Source organism: Brevundimonas sp. AVps5, from assembly GCF_058681515.1.
Window position 1 is genome coordinate 1,517,719 of sequence record NZ_CM178740.1, and the last position, 20,265, is coordinate 1,537,983.

17 protein-coding genes and 1 tRNA gene are annotated in these 20,265 nt (G+C 68.0%); 9 read left to right on the forward strand and 9 right to left on the reverse strand.

Features of this window, described 5'->3' with window-relative positions:
- Positions 1-162: 162 nt before the first annotated feature.
- Positions 163-2,592, reverse strand: coding sequence for an ATP-dependent helicase HrpB (gene hrpB / locus ACW18A_RS07825; protein WP_492024208.1), 2,430 nt, complete (start codon positions 2,590-2,592; stop codon positions 163-165).
- 199 nt (positions 2,593-2,791) lie between these two features.
- Between hrpB and ACW18A_RS07830 the strand changes: the two genes are divergently transcribed.
- Positions 2,792-4,450 (forward strand): amino acid permease, encoded by a 1,659-nt coding sequence (locus tag ACW18A_RS07830; RefSeq protein WP_492024209.1) that lies wholly within the window; start codon positions 2,792-2,794, stop codon positions 4,448-4,450.
- Positions 4,451-4,629: 179 nt separating this feature from the next.
- Here the strand turns inward: ACW18A_RS07830 and ACW18A_RS07835 are convergent.
- Positions 4,630-4,714: transfer RNA gene (locus tag ACW18A_RS07835), tRNA-Leu, on the reverse strand.
- Positions 4,715-4,850: 136 nt separating this feature from the next.
- Between ACW18A_RS07835 and ACW18A_RS07840 the strand changes: the two genes are divergently transcribed.
- The 3 genes from ACW18A_RS07840 to ACW18A_RS07850 all read left to right on the forward strand — a co-directional run bounded on the left by ACW18A_RS07840 (position 4,851) and on the right by ACW18A_RS07850 (position 7,247).
- A complete protein-coding gene (locus ACW18A_RS07840) occupies positions 4,851-5,417 on the forward strand; it encodes a manganese efflux pump MntP (protein ID WP_492024210.1) in 567 nt (188 codons plus the stop codon).
- Between the two features lie 72 nt (positions 5,418-5,489).
- Positions 5,490-6,392: a flagellar motor protein MotB gene (locus ACW18A_RS07845; RefSeq protein WP_492024367.1), complete on the forward strand. Its 903-nt coding sequence runs from the start codon at positions 5,490-5,492 to the stop codon at positions 6,390-6,392.
- Positions 6,393-6,512: 120 nt separating this feature from the next.
- Entirely contained in the window at positions 6,513-7,247 is a 735-nt protein-coding gene (locus ACW18A_RS07850; RefSeq protein WP_492024211.1) for an arginyltransferase, read from the forward strand.
- On the opposite strand, the gene ACW18A_RS07855 is transcribed toward ACW18A_RS07850, so the two are convergent.
- A complete protein-coding gene (locus tag ACW18A_RS07855; protein ID WP_492024212.1) occupies positions 7,244-8,287 on the reverse strand; it encodes a M48 family metallopeptidase in 1,044 nt (347 codons plus the stop codon). The two genes, ACW18A_RS07850 and ACW18A_RS07855, sit on opposite strands and share 4 nt — an antisense overlap.
- Positions 8,288-8,293: 6 nt before the next feature.
- A complete protein-coding gene (locus tag ACW18A_RS07860; RefSeq protein ID WP_492024213.1) occupies positions 8,294-8,863 on the reverse strand; it encodes a LemA family protein in 570 nt (189 codons plus the stop codon).
- Positions 8,864-8,996: 133 nt separating this feature from the next.
- On the opposite strand from ACW18A_RS07860, the gene ACW18A_RS07865 reads away from it, so the two are divergent.
- Complete coding sequence (locus tag ACW18A_RS07865) at positions 8,997-10,073, forward strand: PA0069 family radical SAM protein (RefSeq protein ID WP_492024214.1); 1,077 nt, start codon at positions 8,997-8,999, stop codon at positions 10,071-10,073.
- A 558-nt stretch (positions 10,074-10,631) separates the two neighbouring features.
- Positions 10,632-11,777, forward strand: coding sequence for a DNA cytosine methyltransferase (locus tag ACW18A_RS07870; RefSeq protein WP_492024215.1), 1,146 nt, complete (start codon positions 10,632-10,634; stop codon positions 11,775-11,777).
- Between the two features lie 66 nt (positions 11,778-11,843).
- Here ACW18A_RS07870 and ACW18A_RS07875 read toward each other — a convergent pair whose 3' ends face one another.
- Complete coding sequence (locus tag ACW18A_RS07875; RefSeq protein WP_492024368.1) at positions 11,844-13,082, reverse strand: class I SAM-dependent RNA methyltransferase; 1,239 nt, start codon at positions 13,080-13,082, stop codon at positions 11,844-11,846.
- Positions 13,083-13,596: 514 nt separating this feature from the next.
- Between ACW18A_RS07875 and ACW18A_RS07880 the strand changes: the two genes are divergently transcribed.
- A complete protein-coding gene (locus ACW18A_RS07880; RefSeq protein WP_492024216.1) occupies positions 13,597-13,893 on the forward strand; it encodes a hypothetical protein in 297 nt (98 codons plus the stop codon).
- A 145-nt stretch (positions 13,894-14,038) separates the two neighbouring features.
- Here the strand turns inward: ACW18A_RS07880 and ACW18A_RS07885 are convergent, their stop codons facing one another.
- Both ACW18A_RS07885 and ACW18A_RS07890 read right to left on the reverse strand, forming a co-directional pair.
- Complete coding sequence (locus tag ACW18A_RS07885; protein WP_492024217.1) at positions 14,039-14,764, reverse strand: TlyA family RNA methyltransferase; 726 nt, start codon at positions 14,762-14,764, stop codon at positions 14,039-14,041.
- Entirely contained in the window at positions 14,764-15,654 is an 891-nt protein-coding gene (locus tag ACW18A_RS07890; RefSeq protein WP_492024218.1) for a LysR family transcriptional regulator, read from the reverse strand. The genes ACW18A_RS07885 and ACW18A_RS07890 overlap by 1 nt, the downstream gene beginning before the upstream one ends.
- Before the next feature lie 127 nt (positions 15,655-15,781).
- Here ACW18A_RS07890 and ACW18A_RS07895 point away from each other — a divergent pair, with 127 nt between their 5' ends.
- Positions 15,782-16,342, forward strand: a complete 561-nt coding sequence (locus tag ACW18A_RS07895; RefSeq protein WP_492024219.1) for a carboxymuconolactone decarboxylase family protein — start codon at positions 15,782-15,784, stop codon at positions 16,340-16,342.
- Between the two features lie 83 nt (positions 16,343-16,425).
- Positions 16,426-16,557: a hypothetical protein gene (locus ACW18A_RS07900; protein ID WP_492024220.1), complete on the forward strand. Its 132-nt coding sequence runs from the start codon at positions 16,426-16,428 to the stop codon at positions 16,555-16,557.
- Here ACW18A_RS07900 and ACW18A_RS07905 read toward each other — a convergent pair.
- Together ACW18A_RS07905 and ACW18A_RS07910 are read right to left on the reverse strand one after the other, a co-directional pair.
- Positions 16,554-19,352, reverse strand: a complete 2,799-nt coding sequence (locus ACW18A_RS07905) for a valine--tRNA ligase (RefSeq protein WP_492024369.1) — start codon at positions 19,350-19,352, stop codon at positions 16,554-16,556. The genes ACW18A_RS07900 and ACW18A_RS07905 overlap by 4 nt on opposite strands.
- Before the next feature lie 272 nt (positions 19,353-19,624).
- Entirely contained in the window at positions 19,625-20,212 is a 588-nt protein-coding gene (locus tag ACW18A_RS07910; RefSeq protein WP_492024221.1) for a DUF2497 domain-containing protein, read from the reverse strand.
- Between the last annotated feature and the right edge of the window lie 53 nt (positions 20,213-20,265).

Consider the following 20,265-nt stretch of genomic DNA (forward strand, 5'->3'; position numbering starts at 1 on the left):
GAACCGCTACGCGGTTCTGGCGAAGGCGTGAATCAGGCTCTCGCTCATTTCTGGGGCCTGATTCACCGCATCGGCGGACTCGCGTAGCGATTCCTCCTCAACGGATCAGGCTCCAAGTCGTCGACCATCGTTGCGTCGGACACCGTCCGCTGGTCAAGCGGTTCAGGTCCCTCTGGGCTTCACCCTGTTGGTCGGCGGCGCCTCGGCGGGGTTTTCGGGCCACGGATGCCTCGGATAGCGACCCCGCATGTCGGAGCGCACATCCTTCCACGACCCGCGCCAGAAGCCCGGCAGGTCCTTCGTCATCTGGATCGGCCGCCGCGCCGGCGACAGCAGGGCCAGGGTCAGCGGCACCCGTCCGCCACCCACCGCCGGATGGGTCGTCACCCCGAACAGCTCCTGCACCCGGATATCCACGCGCGGCCCGCCCTCCGCGCCGTAAGCGATGCCCGACGATCCCAGCGGCGTCGTCAGCCGCGCCGGTGCCAGTTCATCCATCAGCCGCCGTCGATCCCACGGAACCAGCGCCTCCAGCCCCTGGGCCAGCGCCTCGTCCCTGATCTGCGACAGGTCCTCCACACCCTCCAGCAAGGGCCACAGCCAGTCCTCGCGCCGCGTCAGCAGGGCTGCGTCCGAGACGTCCGGCCAGTCGGCGTCCAGCCCATGAAGGAAGGCCAGCCGCGCCCGGAACGCGCTCGACCGTTCGCCCCACCTCAACCCCGCCAGCCCGTCCGCCTCGACCTCGTCGCGGAGTGCCTTCGTGATCGCGGCCCGGTCCGGCACGCCGGTGATCTTCTCGTCGAACACGATGGCCCCGACCCGCCGGATCCGACGCATCACCCTCCGTCCCGAGGGCTCGCGCACCAGCCGGTCCTCGCGCGTCAGCCGCGCCTCCAGCGACGCCGGATCCAGCGGCGCCGCCAGTCGGATGCGGTCCCGCGCCTCCCCGCCCCCCAGATCACCGACCGCCAGCCAGCTCTCCCGCGCCAACGCGTCCGTCGGATCGAGAAACGCCCCGCGCCCGGACGCCAGCAGGACCTCGCCCGGCTTGCCCCTCGCCCTGGCCACCCGTTCGGGGAAGGCCTCGGCCAGCAGATCACCGGGCTCGATATCGCCTCCGCCGGTCCGACCGCCCGCCGCCCGGGCCCAGCGTTCGACCAGCTTGCGCGCGTCCTGGGCCCGCGCCGAGCGATCCCGCTCGAACCCGCGCAGCCGGTCTCTCAGGTCGACGTCGTTCCCGCCCAGTCCCGGCTCGCTCAGCACCGCCGCGATCCGCGCGCCAAGCGCTCCATTCCCGCGATCCGCTGCCACGACGACCAGATGCGCCAGCCTCGGCGCCAGGGGCATCCGCGTCAGCCGCCGCCCATGGGCTGTCAGCCCGCCCGCGTCATCCAGCGCCCCCAGCCGCGTCAGCACGGCCCGCGCCTCCGCCAGAGCCCCGGCCGGCGGCGCGTCGAGCAGCGCCAGTCCCTCCGTCGTCCGCGCGCCCCATCGCGCCAGATCGAGCGCCAGACCGGTCAGGTCCGCTTCAAGAATCTCCGGCCTCTGATGCGGAACCAGCCCCCGCGTCGATTCCTCGTCCCACAGCCGATAGCAGACCCCCGGCTCCGTCCGCCCGGCCCGCCCGCGCCGCTGTTCCGCCGACGACCGGCTGACCCGCACCGTCGCCAGCCGCGTCAGTCCACTGGACGGTTCGAACCGGGGCACGCGCGACAGGCCGCAATCGACGACCACCCGGACACCCTGGATGGTCAGACTGGTCTCGGCCACCGACGTCGCCAACACGATCTTTCGTCGTCCGGGCCGAGACGGCTCGATGGCCCGGTCTTGCGTCTCCTTGTCCAGCGCACCGTACAGGGCGACGACATCGACCGCCGGATCCCGCAGCCGTTCGCCGATCCTGTGCGCCGTCCGATGGATCTCTCCCTGCCCCGGAAGGAAGGCCAGCACCGAGCCCGACTGATCGCCCAGCGCCGTCAGACAGACGCGCGCCGTCGCATCCTCGATCCGCTCGATCGGGTTTCGGCCAAGGTAGATCGTCTCGACCGGAAACGCCCGCCCCTGCGCCTCGATCACCGGGGCACCCTCAAGGAGCCTGGACACCCCCGCGATGTCCAGCGTCGCCGACATGACCACCAGCCTCAGGTCGTCCCTCAGCACCGACTGGCTGTCCCGCGCCAGGGCCAGGCCCAGATCTGCGTCCAGACTCCGCTCATGGAACTCATCGAACAGGACCGCTCCGACGCCCTCCAGACCCGGATCGTCCAGAATCATGCGCGTGAACACCCCCTCGGTGATCACCTCGATCCGCGTCTTCGGCCCGATCCGGCTCTGCAGCCGGGTGCGATAGCCGACGGTGTCCCCGGCCTTCTCGCCCAGCGTCTGCGCCATCCGCTCCGCCGCCGCCCGCGCGGCCAGCCGACGCGGCTCCATCAGCAGGATCTTCCGATCGCCCAGCCAGTCCGCATCCAGCAACGCCAGCGGCACAACCGTCGTTTTCCCCGCGCCGGGAGGGGCAGCGAGGACGACCGCCGGATTCGCCGCGACCGCGATCTTCAGCTCTTCCAGCACGGCGTGAATGGGCAGGATCATCCCGCCTGCACTAGCGCGGTGCCGCCCTGCGACCAAGGAATGTGCGTTCTCATAGTCACTTGCGGGGTCACCAAACCGTTGCGGGCCCTTCATGGATCGGAAACCGCGTTGCGCCTGCGATGATCCGTCGCTAGCGTCCCGCGCTGGAAGGCGGCCCGGGGAGGGTTCGCCGCGTTTTTGTATCGAGGGGGCGCGACGTATGTCCGCAGATGGCCTTAGGCCCAAGGGGAACCGACTGTTCCTCAAAAAATCCGTAGCGCAGATCCAGAAGGAAGCCGCCAAGAGCGAACTGAAGCGCACGCTCGGCAAGTGGAATCTGATGAGCCTGGGCATCGGCGCCATCATCGGTGCCGGCATCTTCGTCCTGACCGGTCAGGTGGCCGCGGCCAACGCCGGTCCTGCCATCATGCTGTCCTTCGTGGTCGCCGGCATCGCCTGCGGCCTGGCCGGCCTTTGCTATGCCGAGCTGGCCTCGACCATGCCCGTCTCGGGTTCGGCCTATACCTACGCCTATGGCACCCTGGGCGAGGTCTTCGCCTGGATCATGGGCTGGCTGCTGGTGCTGGAATACGGCGTTGCGGCCTCGACCGTGGCCGTCGGCTGGTCCGGCTATGTCGTCTCGATCCTGACCGACTTCGGCATCAGCCAGCAGATATTCCCGACCATAGCCTACGCCGGCGGCGAGGGCCCTCAATGGGCGACGCCTCTGGTTCAACTGGTCCAGGACGCGGGCGCCACGTCCTTCCCGCTGACCGGCACCTTCAACCTGGTCGCCGCCATCGGCATCGCCGCAGTCTGCGGCCTGCTGGTTCTGGGCGTTTCGGAATCGGCCAGCATCAACAACGTCATCGTGGTCATCAAGATCATCGTCCTGCTGACCTTCATCGCGGTCGGCATCGGTTATGTGAACCCGGACAACTGGGTGCCCTTCATCCCTGAACCGACCGGCGAGGCGGGACAGTTCGGCGTCGGCGGCATCTTCCGGGGCGCGGCGATCATCTTCTTCGCCTACGTCGGTTTCGAGGCCGTCTCGACCGCTGCGGCCGAGGCCAAGAACCCGTCCAAGGACGTACCGTTCGGTATCCTGGGCGCCCTGTTCGTCTGCACCCTGATCTATATGGCCGTCGCCGCCGTCATGACCGGCGTGGTTCCCTATCTGGAACTGGCCAGCCCTGCCCCGGTGGCCGTCGCCATCGACCGCATGAGCCTGGAGTGGGCCAACACCCCGATCATCCTGGCCAGCGGAGAACCGCTGAACCTGATCAGCTTCATGATCAAGATCGGTGCCATCACCGGACTGTCGTCCGTCATGCTGGTGCTGTGCTACGGCCAGACCCGGATCTTCTACACGATGGCCCGTGACGGCCTGCTGCCGCGCGCCTTCGCCGTGATCCATCCCAAATACCGTACGCCCTGGATCGGCACCATCCTGCTGGGCATCCTGATCGCCATCGCGGCGGCCTTCCTGCCCATCTCGATCCTCGGCGACCTGGTGTCGCTGGGTACGGCCACGGCCTTCTCGATCGTGTGCCTGAGCGTGATCTTCCTGCGCATCAAGCACCCGGACATGCCGCGTCCGTTCAAGGTCCCGGGCGGCATCTTCACCGCCGTCCTTGGCATCCTGGCCTGTCTGTTCCTCGCCAGCCAGAACCTGATCCCGATGTTCCAGCACGCGGCGGAGGACAACCCCCTCCCGCTGATGCTGCTGGGCGGCTACGCCGCCGTCGGCGCGGTGATCTACGCCGCTTACGGCTTCTGGAACTCCAAACTGGCCAAGGGCATCGACATCACCGAGGAGACCACCATGTCCTCCCCGGCCGAGGCGATGGGCACCGGCGTCGACAACCAGAAGGACTGAGTTCTCTCGGTCCAGACAAACGGAAGGCCCGGGAGCAATCCCGGGCCTTTTGCTTTTGAGGGCCTCCGCTTCGGAAACCCCGCGCTCAAGCGGCGAGGCTCCGCGAGCCGAGCGGTAGCGCCCAAGACGCGCTCAAGCAGCGAGCCGCCGCGCGGCGAGCGTTAGCGCTCTAAAAATGTTGGTGCGGATGAGAGGACTCGAACCTCCACATCTTGCGATGCCAGAACCTAAATCTGGTGCGTCTACCAGTTTCGCCACATCCGCGTGGCGGCGTGTCTAGGACCTGACGCCGCCTGCGACAACCGTCATGTCAGTTCAGTCTGGGCTAACTGATCCACCATCCCCTAGGACGGCCCCGCCCGATCCGGCCGGGCACCGTGACTGCCCGGCGAGATCGATCATGACGCCCGGAGCGATCGCTGTCCTGTCTCTGAGCCTGTCCACGGACGCCTTCGCCGCCGCCGTGGGCCGCGGTGCCGCACATCGGCCGTCGTGGTGGTCGGCGGTCAAGGCCGGGGCGGTCTTCGGCGTGATCGAAGCGATCACGCCCCTGATCGGCTGGGGCCTGGGCCTGCTCGCCGCGGGCTTCGTCGAGAGCGTAGACCACTGGATCGCCTTCGTCCTGCTGGCCGTCGTCGGCGGCAAGATGATCTGGGAGGCGGCCAGGCCCGCCCACCCCGACGCGGCTCCGACCCGCTCCGGCCCCTGGGCCCTGGTCGCCATGGCCGTGGGCACCAGTATTGATGCGGCGGCCATCGGAGTGGGTCTGGCCTTTCTGGGCGCCAACATCTGGGTCATCGCCCTCAGCATCGGCCTGACGACCTTCGCCCTGACCACGATCGGCATGCTGATAGGTCGGGCGGTCGGGTCTCGCTTCGGCAAGTTCGCGGAACTGGTCGGCGGCCTCGCCCTGATCGCCCTCGGCACGACGATCCTGCTCGAACACCTCGGGTTTCTGGCCGTCTGAGGCCCGGCCGAAAGGTCACGTTAACCTTGTTCGTCGAGGGTCGGCCTCAGTCTCCATAGCTCCCCAGTGTCGATGAACGCCGCCGAACGTCCGATCATCATCAAGAAGGTCAAGAAGGTGGTCGGCGGCGGCCACCACGGCGGCGCGTGGAAGGTTGCCTACGCCGACTTCGTGACCGCGATGATGGCCTTCTTCCTGCTGATGTGGCTGATCAACACGACCGATCCGGAACAGAAGCGCGGCATCGCCGAGTATTTCGCGCCCGCCAGCGTATCCCAGACCACCTCCGGCTCCGGTGGCATCCTCGGCGGCACCTCGCTCGGGGAGGACGGCTCCAAGAGTTCCGGCTCGATGTCGGTCATGGAGCAACAGGCCCCGGAAGCGCCGGTCGATGCGCCCGAGGAAACCGGGAGCGCCGCCAACCTCGCCGCCGCCTCCGAAGAGCAACTGCGCGAGGAGATCGCCGCCCGCGAGGCCGCCGAGTTCGCCTCCGCCGCCGAATCCCTGCGCCAGGCCATGCAGCGCCTGCCCGAACTGGCCGAACTGTCGAAGCAGCTGATCATCGACCAGACGCCGGAAGGCCTGCGCATCCAGCTGGTCGATCAGGAAGGCCGCTCGATGTTCGAACAGAACTCGGCCCGGCCCAACGCCCGCGCCCAGGTCCTTCTGCGGGCCATCGCCGGGGTCGTGAACCAGCTGCCGAACCGCATCTCGATCTCGGGCCACACCTCGGCGGTCGCCGGCTCGGGGCGCGCTTCGGTCGCCACCGACTGGCCCCTGTCAGCGGGCCGCGCCGACGCATCGCGCGCGATCCTCCAGGGTGCCGGAGTCGACGCGGACCGGGTCTATTCGGTCGCCGGAAAGGCGGGATCCGATCCTCTGTATCCGGACGATCCGTCGCTCGCGGGCAACCGCCGCATCGCCATCGTGCTGCTGCGCGAGGCGCCGGTCCTGCCTACGGACACCAGTCTTTGAAACCCGCGCCGTTCACGGGCGGCGCGAACGGACTTGCGGCCCGGCACGGATTGACGCCAGATCGTCCGATGGAAGCGTGCCTGCCACACCCCGGACGAAATCGGATGCGGACGTAGTGACGTGACGCAGCACGTACCGACACGCCAGCTTCGCTTCTTCATGACGGCGGTCGCGCCCTGCCCTTACCTGCCCGGCATGACCGAGCGAAAGGTGTTCGCCAACCTGCCCTTCTCCGACGGGGCCCACGTCAATGACGAACTGACCCATGCCGGGTTCCGCCGCAGCCAGAACATCGCCTACCGCCCCGCCTGCGAGGGTTGTGACGCCTGCGTCTCCGTGCGCCTGCCGGCACCGGAGTTCGTCTTCTCGCGCGGCCAGCGCAAGGTCCTCGCCCGCAATGACGACCTGTCTCGTGACCTGGTGGAGGCCGAGGCGACCCAGGAGCAGTTCGCCCTGCTGAAACGCTATCTCGCCCGACGCCACCCCGGCGGCGGCATGACCGACATGACCTGGCCCGACTATCTGGCCATGGTCGAGGACACGGCGGTCCGCACCCATCTGATCGAATACCGCCTGCCCTCCACCGACGAGGGTCCGGGCGATCTGGTGGCGGTGACCCTGGCGGACCTGCTCTCCGACGGCCTGTCCATGGTCTACAGCTTCTTCGATCCGGACAGGGTCAAGCGGTCGCTGGGCGTCTTCGCCATCCTGGATCACGTGCGTCAGGCCCAGGCCGTGCGCCTGCCCTTCGTCTATCTGGGCTACTGGGTCGAGGGCTCGCCCAAGATGGACTACAAGGCGCAGTTCCGGCCGATGGAAGTGCTCAAGCCGCTCGGCTGGATGCGGATCGACTAGCTGTGGGGAACTGCGGTCGAGGTCGTCTGCGGCACGGCCATACCCACAGGCAGGCCCGTCTCCAGCAGGTCCGGATCCCAGGCCCCCGGATCGCGTCCGCCGCCGAATTTCACCAGGGCCGCCACGCGCTTGTCGATCGAGGGATGGGTGGCGAACAGGCCGTCGACGAAACCCTCCTTGCGATTGTCCAGAAACAGACCCTGGAGCTCATCGGGCGCTTCCAGCCGCGACCGGCCGGACACTTTCCGCAGGGCTGAGATCATCGCGTCGGGGTTCCTGGTCAGTTCGACCGCCCCGGCATCGGCCACAAACTCGCGGCTGCGCGACAGCATCAGCCGAATGACGATGGCGAGGACGAAGCCGATCAGGGCGATGATGAAGCCGATCACGAGCAGCGGGCCGGCGTTCTTGTTGTCCTTGCCTCCACGCAGATAGAAGATCCCGCGGAAGACGATCTCGGCAATCACGGTGATGATGCCGGCGAAGATCGAGGCGATCACCATGGTCCGCACGTCCTTGTTGATGACGTGGGTCAGTTCGTGGGCCAGGACCGCCTCCATCTCGTCACGGTCCAGCGCCGCGATCAGGCCCCGGGTAACGGTCACGCTGTAGTGACCCTCGCGGATGCCCGAGGCGAAGGCGTTCAACTCCGGCTGTTCGATGATCCTCAGGGTCGGGGTGGTCAGGCCGCGGGAAATGGCCAGATTTTCCAGCAGGTTATAGATCTCCGGTTCCGCCGAACGCTCGACCTTGCGGGCGCCGGTCAGGCCGTCGATGATGGCCTGATTGCCGTTCCAGGCAATGAAGAACCAGAGCCCGGCGATGGCAATCGCCAGGGGAATCGTGCCCCACAACATCGTCAGGGCCAGGGCAATGTCCTGTTCCAGCGTCCCGCCTGAATTTGGCAGATAGCCCAGTCCCATCAGGATCAGCTGGATCCCGAAGATGACGCCGACCAGCATGACCGGAAACCCCGCCAGCAGCAGGGTCGACCGGGTGTTGTTCGCCCAGATGTGGGTCTGGAGACCGACGGCGGCCATAAGAACCTAGAACTTCACCGACGGCGGCGCGGCGGTCATCGCCGCACGATCCGTGGCGTCCACGGCGAAGAAGGGCTTCTCGGTTCCGAAACCGAACATCCCGGCGAACAGCACGGTCGGGAACTGGGCCCGCACCGCATTGAACTCGGCCACGGCATTGTTGAAGAAGCGGCGCGCGGCGGCCAGCTTGTTCTCGATATCCGCCAGCTCGCGCTGCAGCTCCAGGAAGTTGGTGTTGGCCTTGAGGTCCGGATAGGCCTCGGCCACGGCGAACAGCTTGCCCAGAGCCCCGGTCAGCATGTTGTCGGCGGTCACCTTGTCGTCGACCGTGGTGGCCCCGGCGGCGGCGGCGCGTGCCTGGGTCACGGCGTTCAGCGTGTCCTGCTCATGGCTGGCGTAGCCCTTCACCGTCTCGACCAGGTTCGGGATCAGGTCGTTCCGCTGCTTCAGCTGCACGTCGATGTCGGCGAACGACTGGTCCGCCTTCTGGTCCAGCGCGACCAGCCGGTTGTAGGCCCCCATGACCACGAAGATCAGGATGACGGCGATAACGCCGATGACGATGAGTGTGATCATGACAGCTCCCCTGCGATGGCTCTGATTATCGCGCGAAGAGCGAGCGTCGGATAGCGAATTCGGCGTCCTGCGAACGCAAACTCACGGCGGAATTGTTCTTGATTTGTTCCGTTCCGCGCCATAGCCTCTCCTCATGTCTCCCGCTCTCCAGCCCAAGAAAGGACGCGGTGCCCGCACCAACGCCACCGGCCGGTTCGAACCCGTCGTGCACGAGGGGTTCGACGACGGCTGGACGGCGGACGACGCGGCACCGGCCCCGCTCCGGACGACCCTGACGCCCGAACAGGCCCGCACGATCATCACGAAGAACACCAGTCCCGACGTCGGCTTCGACCGCTCGATCAACCCTTACAAAGGCTGCGAACATGGCTGCATCTACTGCTACGCCCGTCCATCCCATGCCTGGATGGGCCTATCCCCGGGCCTGGATTTCGAGAGCCGGCTCTTCTTCAAGCCTGAAGGGCCGCGTCTCCTGGAACAGGAACTCGCCGCGCGCCGGTACGTCTGCAAGCGCATCCACATAGGCGGCAACACCGACCCCTATCAGCCGGTCGAGCGAACGCAGAAGATCACCCGCGGCCTGCTGGAGGTCCTGCAACGGTTCAGCCAGCCCTTCTCGATCATCACCAAATCGAACCTGATCACCCGCGATGTGGATATCCTGGGGCCAATGGGCCGCGACGGCCTGGCCAGCGCCTACGTCTCGATCACGACGCTGGACCGCGACCTCGCCCGCACCATGGAGCCCCGCGCCGCGACGCCCGCGCGCCGTCTCGACGCGGTGAAACGTCTGGCCGATGCGGGCTTCCCCGTCGGCGTCGGCTTCGCTCCGGTCATCCCCGGCCTCAACGATCACGAGCTCGAATCGGTGCTGGAGGCGGCGGCGAAGGCCGGAGCGACCTCGGCCATGTATGTGACCCTGCGCCTGCCGCTCGAGATCAAGACCCTCTTCGCCGAGTGGCTGGCCGACGCCCGCCCCGATCGCGCCGCCCGCGTCATGTCCCTGGTGCGCCAGACGCGCGGCGGCAAGGATTACGACGCCGACTGGTCCCAGCGCATGAAGGGCACCGGCCCCGTCGCCGATCTGATCTCGGCCCGCTTCAAGGCGGCGGTCAAACGCTACGGCCTAGACGGGCCGAGGCGTGAGCTCGACGTGACGAAGTTCAGGGTGCCGGCCGATGCACGGGCGCAACTGGAGCTGTTCGGGTAGGCAAACCCCCTTCCTCCCTTCCGTTCGTCATCCTCCGGCAAGCCGCCGCTTGGCGGCGCAGACCGGGGGACCCGTCGTCATCCTCCGGCCGATCGGAGATCGGACCGGGGGAGGCGCCGAAGGCGACCTGCTCAGTCCCGATGTCCCGAGCAGCGGCGCGCGCGACGGGTTCGCGCTCTCGCGCGCCGCTGGGTCCCCCGGTCTCGCTACGCTCGCCGGAGGATGACGAACGGAAGGGAGGAAGGTTCGGAATCTTTTCTTATAGCTCCCTTGATCGTCGACCTTCGCCGCCCAATTTGTGTTCGTTCTGCGGGTCTTTGACATGCCTGGACTGCGACAGCCGATCGCCCCTGAAACGCGACGAAATGCGCCGACAGGCCCACACAGTGCAAACAATCGCTATCAAGACCTTGCCGCAAGACCCTGCAACAACAACGCTTTTTCTGAATTGCACTATTGGACTCTGTTTTTTCAGAGTCCAACGACCGATGGACGCGACTCGCCCCCGTCGGCACCCTGACCCGATGTGCGATTCCCTCAGCGCCCGGACCTGAACCGGTGCCCGGCTTCTACGAATTCTTCGCCGGAGGCGGCATGGTCCGCGCGGGCCTCGGTGCCGGCTGGGACTGTCTGTTCGCCAACGACTTCGATGCGCGCAAGGGCCTGACCTATCAGGCCAATTGGGGCACCGGCGGCGAACTGACCGTCGGCGACGTCCGCGCGCTCGACGCCGCCGCCCTCCCCGGCAGGCCCGACCTTGTCTGGGGCAGCTTCCCCTGTCAGGACCTGTCTCTCGCCGGGCACGGCGCGGGCCTGGCGGGAGAACGCTCCGGGACCTTCTACGCCTTCTGGGACCTCGTCCGCGGCCTGACCGCAGACGGCCGCGCGCCCCGCCTCGTCGCCGTCGAGAACGTCTGCGGCGCCCTGACCTCGCGCGGCGGCGCCGATTTCGAGGCCATGGCCAGAACCTTCGCCGGGGCCGGCTACCGCTTCGGCGCCCTGGTCATCAACGCCGACCTGTTCGTGCCCCAGTCCCGCCCCCGCCTCTTCGTCGTCGGCATCCACGCAGGAGCCGACGTCGCCGCCGACCTGACCGCCCCCGGCCCGATCGCCCCCTTCCACACCCCGGCCGTCGTCCGCGCCGTCGACCGCCTGCCCGAAGACCTGCGCGCCTCCGCCCTGTGGTGGAACCTGCCCCCGCCGGAGCGCCGCATCTCCACCTTCGCCGACCTGATCGAAGACAGGCCCGACGGCGTCGCCTGGCACACCCCCGCCGAGACCGACCGCCTCCTGTCCCTGATGTCCCCGGTCAACCTCGCCAAGGTCCAGGCCGCCCGACGCGCCGGCCGCCGGATGGTCGGGGGCGTCTACCGCCGCACCCGCACCGACGCGGCAGGGATCAAGGCCCAACGCGCCGAGGTCCGTTTCGACGATGTCGCCGGCTGCCTGCGCACCCCGTCGGGCGGCTCCAGCCGCCAGACCATCCTCGTCATCGACGGCGCCCGCACCCGCTCCCGCCTGATCTCGGCCCGCGAGACCGCCCGGCTGATGGGTCTGCCGGACTCCTACATCCTCCCGCGCGGCTATTCGGACGCCTACCACCTGACCGGCGACGGCGTCGTCGTCCCCGTCGCCCGCCATCTGGCCCGCTATCTGTTCGAGCCGCTGGTCGGCGCAGCCACAGTCGCTCGGGCCGCCGCCTGAAGCCTGATCCGTCGCGCTCTGGCGAGGCGATGAATCAGGCTTCGGAAAGAGCCGGGCCTGCAAGGCCTAGCGCCGGAACACGCCCACCAGTTCGACGTGGGCCGACCACAGGAACTGGTCCACCGGCGTGACCCTCTCGAGCCGGAAGCCGGCGTCGATCAGCACCCGGGCATCCCGCGCGAAGGTCTGCGGATTGCACGACACGCCCACTACGACCGAGGCCTTCGTGTCCTTGATCTGGGCCGTCTGGTCGATGGCCCCGGCCCGGGGTGGGTCGAACACGATCGCCTCACAGCCCTTGAGATCGTAGGGCGACAGCGGTCGCCGGAACAGGTCGCGCGCCTCCGCCGTGATGGGCTTCATCCCCCTGGCCGAGCCGATGCCCGCCTTCAGCGCCGCGATCCCCGCCGCCGAGGCGTCTGCCGCCAGCACGCTGGCCACGGTCGCGAGGGGGAAGGTGAAGGTCCCGGTCCCGCAGAACAGATCCGCCACCTTCTTCGCCCCCTTCACCGCCGCCACGGCCCGCTCGACCATCGCCGCCTCGGCCTCCGGCACGGCCTGCAGGAAACCTCCCGCCGGCAGGGGCACGGTCGCCGGCCCGAACTGAACCCGGGGCTGGCGCGCCATCATCAGGGTCTCGCCGGCCATGCTGAGGCGGGCCACATCCACTTCCCGCGCCGCCCGGATCGCCTGCATCTGCCGGTCCGCCGACAGGCCGCCGGACTTGCGCTCGACCCCCGTCACATCGACGTCCAGGCCGTCCATCGTCCAGGTCACATGCAGGGTCGGGGCCGATTTCGGATGCTCGAGGAACGCCGCCGCCACCCTGGCCAGCGCCGGGAAGGCCGCCACCAGCCGGGGATCCGCCACTGGACAGGTCGAGACCTCCACCAGCCGCCAGGACTTGCGCGCCTTGAACCCCAGCACGACCCGCCCGTCCTCCAGCCGCCGCGCATGCAGGGCCAGCCGCCGCCGCGTCCCCGGCGGCACCGCCACCGTCGCCTCGACCTCGGTCTCGATCCGCTCGCGCGCCAGCGTCGACACGACCAGATCGCGCTTCCAGTCCAGATAGGGCCCGGCCGCCCAGTGCTGCAGCGAACACCCCCCGCAGTCTCCGTAATGGGGCGACACCGCCGCGATCCGGTCGGGACTGGCCTCGAGGATCTCCGGCGCTTCCATTCGCCCGTCGACGACCTCGCCCCGCACGGTCTCCCCCGGCAGGGTCAGGGGCGCGAACACGGGCCCGGCGGGCGTCTGGGCCACGCCATCCCCCTGCCCGGCCACATGGGCGATCTTCAGCGTCATGGTCATCGGCAGCTTCTAGGGCCTGATCCGGAAAAGTGTGAGCGGTTTTCCGATCAGATCAGGCCCCAGCGAACGAGGTCTGACGCTGATCTGAAACCTGAACGAAGATGAACGGCACGCTCAAAACGCGTTCAGGTTGGCGGGCTCATAGATCGACCCAACAAGACGCCGGACCCTCCCGGCGCCGAACAGGGGTTCTCTCTTATGACCGGCTTCGTCAAATCCGCCGCTGTCGCCGCCGCCCTGGCCGCCGCCGCGACTCTCGTCCGCCGCCGCCTCGGCCCAGTCCTACGGCTACGGCAATGGCTACAACCAGAGCCAGGGCTACAATCAGCCCTACGGCTACGATCAGGGCCGCAACCAGAGCTACGACAACGGATATCGCGATCGTTGCCAGACCCTGGGTGAGGGCCGGACGGGCGCGGGCGCCCTGATCGGCGCAGGCGTCGGGGCCATCGCCGGGTCGCAGATCTCGGGTCGTGGAAACCGCACCGAGGGTTCGATCATCGGCGGCGTGCTGGGTGCCATCGTCGGCGCGCAGGTTGGCCGTTCCTCGAACGACCAGTGCCGTTCGAACACCACCTACTCGCAGGCCCCGACCTACTACAGCAGCCGGGACCGCTACGACGACCGCGCATCCTCGGCGAACCGGTATGACGACCGCGGCTATCGCGATGACCAACGCCGCGACGACCGTCGTTATGACCGTCGGAACGACCGTCGGGACGACCGCCGCTACCAGAACGGCTACGAGGTCAGCGCTGACGGCCACTACTATTTCGATCCGCGCCGCGGCTGGCTGCCGCGCTGATCGCCAGAGTTCGCGGCGTCGATAATTTTCAGCCCCCCTGTCGATCGATGTCGTGACAGGCCGCCGGTGGAGCAATCCACCGGCGGTTTGATTTTGTTGGGGTACTCCCGCTCGCGACGCGGTCGCTCGCTGCTTGAGCGAGGGCCTACGCCCGACGCGCCCACAGCAGGAATTCGATGTTGCCGTCGCCCCCGGTGATGGGGCTTTCCGTCGTGGCCTGGACGGACCAGCCGACGGTCACGAGCCAGTCCGAGACCCGACGGACCGCATCCTGCTGGACCTGGGGGTCCTTGACCACGCCCTTCTTGCCGGCGTCCTTCGGGCCTTCGCCCTCGAACTGCGGCTTGACGAGGGCGATCAGGTCGGCGTCCACGGCCGCCAGATCCAGCGCCGCCGGCAACACCTTGGCCAGGCCGATGAAGCTGGCGTCACAGACGATCAGGCCGGGCGTTTCCGGGATCAGGGCCTCGTCCAGCGTCCGGGCGTCGGTCTTCTCCAGGTTCACGACCCGGGGATCGGCCGAGACCTTCGGATGCAACTGCCCCTGGCCGACGTCGATCGCAAAGACCTTCGCCGCCCCGCGCGCCAGACAGACCTCGGTAAAGCCTCCGGTCGACGCCCCGACATCCAGCACCACCCGACCCTCGACCGTCACCGGCCAAAGGGCCAGGGCGTGATCCAGCTTCAAAGCCGCGCGACCGACGAAACCGTGAGCCTCCACCAGGGTCAGGACGGCATCCTCCGCCACATTCTGCGAGGCGGCGCGCGCCGGCCGGCCGTCGATCGTGACGCCGCCCGCCTCAATTGCCGCCCGTGCCCGCGCGCGGCTCTCGACCAGTCCCCTGGCCACCAGAAGAACATCGAGACGCATCAGCGGTCATCCAGGGTCAGGCGCGGAGTCAGATAGTCGAGAAACACCCGCGCCTTGCGCGGCAGTTCGCGATGGGTCCAGAGCGCTGTCAGATCCAGCGCCGGACCGGTCCAGCCGGGCGCAACCCGGACCAGCCGTCCGGTGGCGACATCGGCCCGGACAGCAAAGGACGGCATCATGGCGATTCCTGCACCGGCGACGGCCAGCTCATGGACTACGGCTCCTGCAGTCGATGTCACGGGGCCCGACACCTCGAACGCCATCACGCCTCCCGGCCCCGTCAGGGCCCAGCGCCCCGCGGACGCCATTCCGGAGAAGACGATGGCCCGCCCCGCCAGCTGGTCTTCCAGCGGTACCTCGGGCGGGAGCGAGGCCGCCACGCCCGGTGAGGCCACCAGCCACCGCTCATAGGACCCCAGTCTGCGCCCTGTCATCCCGCTGTCGGCCAGTGACCCCAGACGCAGGATCAGGTCGACGCCCTCGGCCACGGCGTCGATCCGCGCATCCATCGCGGCCAGATCGAGCCGGACCCGGGGCCAGGCCTCAAGAAATCCCGACACCTGCGGGGCAACCTCAGCCGTCGCGAAGACGACCGAGGTCGACACCCGCAACCGGCCGACCGGCTCCCGGTCAGCCCCGGCCGCCGCCTCCAGCAGGGCGGCGTCCTCGGCCAGCAGGCGCTGGGCCTGCTCATAGACCCGCTGGCCCGCCTCGGTGACCGACAGCCGCCGTGTGGTCCGGAGCAGCAGTCTCGCACCCAGATCGGTCTCCAGCGCGGCAATGGCCCGGCTGGTCGCGGGCTGGGACAGGCCGGCGTCGCGCCCGGCACGCGAAAAGCTGCCGGTCTCGACCGCGCGGACGAACAGGCGAAGGGCGGACAGGCGATCCATCCCGCCTGTTTTCATGCGCGGGACGCATAAGTCAAAGACGATCTCCGCGGCTACTGGCGGAGACAACGCAGGCGCACCTTCCTCTCCGACGACGCACCCCGCGTCCGCCCGTTCAAGCAGACCGCCCATGACCCTGTTCCCCGTCCACACTGTCGAATCCGCCCCCGAGGGCTCGCGCCCCTTCATCGCCGGTGCCAAGGCCGCCTTCGGCCTCGTGCCCAATCTGGTCGGCGAGTTCGCCGAGAGCCCTGCTGTGATCGAAGGCTATCTCGCCCTCGCCGGTGCCTATCAGAAGTCCGACCTGACGCCGCTGGAGCGCGAAGTCGTGCTGATCGCCGCCTCGGTCGAGAACGCCTGCCACTATTGCGTTGCCGCCCACACAACGGTGACCCAGGGCCAGCATCTGGACCAGGCAGTGATCAACGCCGTGCGGAACGGCGGTCCGGTCGCCGATACGAAGCTGGAAGCCCTGCGCGACTTCTCCACCCGCGTGGTGCGCGAGCGCGGCTGGGTCTCGGACGCTGATGTGAACCGCCTGATCGCGGCCGGCTACAGCGCCGGCAATGTGCTGGAGGTGGTGCTGGGCGTCGGCCTGAAGACCATCTCCAACTACGTCAACCACATCGCCGAAACGCCCGTGGACACTGCGTTCCAGGCGAATGCCTTCGCCCCGAAGAAGGCCGCCTGACCCGCCCCTCCTTTAACCCCCACCCGTAACCCCATGGCGACGTCGGTCGAAACCGGGCCGACGTCGCTGCCGGAGACCAGACCATGCGCTATCTCAATGTCGCCTTCGCCTTGGCCGTCCTGGCCGTCCTCGTGTTCGCCCTGCCGCTGACCGGCCCTGACAGGCTGATAGCCGCCCGGTCGATCAGCCCGACCATGCCCGCGATTCTGGGCTAAAGGCTTTCCAGCCGGGCCAGCGCTGCGTCCAGACGCGCCTTGCCGGCCTCGGCCTCGGCCAGCTTGGCGCGCTGCTCATCGATGACGGCGGGGGCGGCGCGTTCGACGAAATTGGGGTTGCCCAGCTTCTTCATCACGTGACCGACGTCGCTCTCGAAAGCAGCGATTTCCCTGGTCAGGCGCGCGCGCTCGGCCGTGAGGTCGATGATGCCGGCCAGAGACAGGGCCGCGGCCGATCCGCCGGACACAAAGGTCACCGCTCCCGCCGGCGCGGCGCCGCCCGTCGCGACATCCGACACGCGCGCGAGCGTCAGGATCAGGTCGCGGTGCCGCGTCGCCCGGTCGGAGGTCGCAGGGTCCGGAGCGACGAAGGTCAGCGGCGGCTTGGCACCCGGCGGCACGTTCATCTCGGCGCGCAGGGCGCGAACCTCGGTGACCAGATCAACCAGCCAGCCGATCTCGGCCTCCGCGCCCGCGTCGATGAAGACGTCGGGCAGCACCGGCCATTCCGCGCTGATCAGCATCGCCTCGTCACGCGGTGCCCCCTCCTTGCCCAGTTCGGCCCACAGTTCCTCGGTGATGAAGGGCATCACCGGGTGGAGCAGCTTCAGCGTCTGATCGAGGGTCCAGGCGGTCATGGCCCGCGTCTCGGCCTTGGCGGCCTCGTCGGCACCCTGGAACACCGGCTTGGCCAGCTCCAGATACCAGTCGCAGAAGACGTTCCAGACGAACCTGTAGAGGGCCGAGGCCGCGTCGTCGAAACGACCGCCCTCGATGGCGTCCGACACCGCGCGCTCGGTCCGGGTCAGTTCGCCACGGACCCAGCGATTGATCGTCTGTTCGACGGTCGCGGGGTCGAAGCCCTCGACCCGCGCGCATTCGTTCATCTGGCTGAAGCGGGCGGCGTTCCACAGCTTGGTGCCGAAGTTGCGATAGCCCTCGATCCGCTGTTTCGACAGCTTGATGTCGCGGGTGCCCGACAGGATGGCCATGGTGAAGCGCAGGGGATCAGCCCCCAACTCATCGATGATCACCAGGGGATCGATGACGTTCCCCTTGGACTTGCTCATCTTCTGGCCCTTCTCGTCGCGGACGAGGCCATTGATGATGACGCGTTTGAACGGGACCTCGTCCATGAAGTGCAGACCCATCATCATCATCCGGGCGACCCAGAAGAAGATGATGTCGGCGGCGGTGACGAGGTCCGAGGTCGGATAGAACCGCTCCAGATCCTCGGTCTTCTCAGGCCAGCCCATGGTCGAGAACGGCCACAGGGCCGAGGAGAACCAGGTGTCGAGGACGTCCTCGTCCTGGGTCAGGGCCTTGCCGCCCGACTGGGCGACGGCCTCGGCCTCGGTCTCGGCGACGTAGATGTTTCCGTCGGCGTCATACCAGGCCGGGATCCGGTGGCCCCACCACAGCTGGCGCGAGATGCACCAGGGCTCGATGTTGCGCAGCCATTCGAAATAGATCTTCTCGTAGGACTTCGGCTCGAACACCGTATCGCCCTGCTCGACGGCCTTCAGCGCGGGCTGGGCCAGGGTGTGGGCGTCGACGTACCACTGGTCCGTCAGCCACGGCTCGATGACGACGCCGGAACGGTCGCCGTGCGGGGTCATGATCCGCGCCTTCTCAACTAGCTTGAGCCAGCCCTCTTCCTCGGCGCGTGCGACGATGGCCTTGCGGGCCGTGTATCGGTCGAGCCCCTGCAGCTCAGTAGGAATGACATCAACGGTGGCTGGCCCGGCAAGCCCGTCGCCATCCGCAAGTTGGACGCCGCTTACAACGGCTCGATGACCGAATTCGAAGTCGTCAAAGGTGCTCGATTTCACGCGTGCGAAGCTGTCGAAGATATTGATGACTTCCAGCCCCGCGCGCTTGCCGACGCCGAAGTCGTTGAAGTCGTGCGCCGGCGTGATCTTCACCGCGCCAGACCCCTTGGTCGGATCGGCATAGTCGTCGGCGACGATCGGGATACGCCTGCGGGTGATCGGCAGGATCACCGACTTGCCGACCAGCCCCGCATAGCGCTCGTCATCGGGATGAACGGCCACGCCGGTGTCACCCAGCATGGTCTCCGGCCGGGTCGTGGCGACAACGATGAAGTCGCGGGTCTCGAACTCCGTCGCCCTGCCCTCGTCGTCGAAAGCGATCGGGTGTTCGTAGGTGACGCCGTCGGCCAGCGGATAGGCGAAATGCCAGTAGGTGCCCTCGACCTCGCGCTGCTCGACCTCCAGATCCGAGATGGCCGTCTGGAACTGCGGATCCCAGTTCACCAGCCGCTTGTCGCGGTAGATCAGCCCGTCCCTGTGCAGCTGGACGAAGACCTTGCGGACGGCGGCATTCAGCCCCTCGTCGAGGGTGAACCGCTCGCGTGACCAGTCGCAGGAGGCACCGAGGCGGCGCAGTTGCCGGACGATGGTCCCGCCGGATTCAGCCTTCCATTCCCAGATTTTTTCGACAAAGGCCTCGCGGCCCATGTCGCGACGGCCGACGTTGCCTGCAGCCGCCAGCTGGCGCTCGACCACCATCTGGGTGGCGATGCCGGCGTGGTCCGTGCCGGGCAGCCACAGCACGGCCTTGCCCTGCATCCGGTGATAGCGGGCCAGGATGTCCTGCAGGGTGTTGTTCAGCGCGTGGCCGATGTGAAGCGAGCCCGTCACGTTCGGCGGCGGAATGACGATCGAATAGGCCTCGGCCGCGCCATCGGTCCTGGGCGCAAAAGCACCGGAGACCTCCCATTCAGCATACAGACGGGGTTCAGCGGCCTTGGGATCGAAAGTCTTGTCGAGCATGGTCACGGTCGTTTCGGATTGAAGCGGTTTCATTTCTTTCGTCATCCTCCGGGCCGCGAAGCGGAACCGGGGGACCCAGCTGCGCGCGCGAGCGCGAACCTGTCACGGATCCGTTCCTCGGCTGGAGCCTGCCCGAACCGGCCGCCTTCGGCGCCGCTGGGTCCCCCGGTCTGCGCCGCAAGAGCGACTTGCCGGAGGATGACGAAAGAAATGCGAAGGGGCGGCCCGTGAGAGCCGCCCCTTCTGGTCATAGTCGCCGGTGGCGAGCGGGGCTAGCCCGCGCTGCGGGCGATGCGTTCGACTTCCTTCTTTACCGCCGCCTCGACGATGCCGGGCAGGTTGGCGTCGAGCCAGTCCTTCAGCATCGGGCGCAGCAGGCTTCGGGCCAGATCGTCGATGGTCGGGCCGACGCCGCCGGTCGGGACGGGCTCGGGCTGACGGAAGGCGGCGGACAGGCCGGCGAAGGCAGAGGCGGACGCCGCCGACGCACTGTCGCTGACCAGCGAATCATAGGGCGCGGGCGAGGCGCCGGGCGCTGGGCGCTCCGGCTCCGTGAAAGAGGTGGGGAATGGCTCGGGTTCCGGTTCGGCAGGTGCCGTGACGTCCAGGTCGCCGATCGTCTGCGCGGCCGGGGCCTCATAACGGTCGGTCAGGTCGAGAATCTCTTCCTCTTCCGGTTCTGGCTCCTGCATCGACGGGGTGGCCTCCATCAGCGCCGGCGACGGCTCGGGCTCGGGCTCGGACTCGGGCTCGGGAGCCGGGGCCGCTTCAGCCGCAGGCGCGTCATCTTCGGAGATGATCCGGCGAATGGACGCCAGGATCTCTTCCATCGTCGGTTCTTGGGCGGTGGTGTCGGTCATGATCGGGCCTTCGAAGAACCTGCGCCGGCCGCCTTGGGCCCACGCGTGACGAG